The 631-nt window shown below is 37.4% G+C and carries 1 protein-coding gene; it reads right to left on the minus strand.

Annotated elements, in window-relative coordinates:
* Positions 1-631, minus strand: a 631-nt coding sequence (locus tag Q0856_RS18030; RefSeq protein WP_298507231.1) for a hypothetical protein, incomplete at both ends; no start/stop codon positions are given.

Below are 631 nucleotides of genomic sequence, written 5' to 3' on the forward strand. Positions count from 1 at the left end.
ACTATCATAACATAAGCTATTAGCGTTCACTTCTAAAACAGGAGCTACCGTTGGGTTTAGGGTAAAGTTTCCAGTTACAATACATCCATTAGCATCGGTAACATTTACCGTATATGCTGCAGAAGTATCTGAAATTCCTGTAAAAGTTCCTGTTGTATTTGTGGTGGATACTGAACTAGGGTCTATAATTTCATAGGTATAACCTGTCCATCCACCAGATACACTAATAATGACACTACCATCTGCAATACATGTTGGATCCGTTGGTACAATACTGTCAATAGCTAAAGCATTTGTAGGTTGGTTAACCGTAATAGTACTAGTATCTGTACAATTTGTAGTTTCGTCCGTAACAACAATGGTATAATCACCAGCCGTAAGACCAGTTAGGTTAATTGTATTAGCAGATTGTGCAGTTATTGCTGTACCAGCATTAATAGTATATGCATAAGTACTAGCAAAACCATTTACAGTAAAGTCAACAGCACCATCTGCAGCACCAACACAAGAAACATTAGCGACCAATGTACCAGTAACATCCATTGGAGTTACAGGGTTTATTGTAAAGTTCTCGGTATATATACACCCTTTATTGTCAGTAACTCTAAAAGTATAGGTGTCTGGAGCAAGA

The sequence above is a fragment of the uncultured Maribacter sp. genome (assembly GCF_947496775.1).
GTDB lineage: Bacteria > Bacteroidota > Bacteroidia > Flavobacteriales > Flavobacteriaceae > Maribacter_B.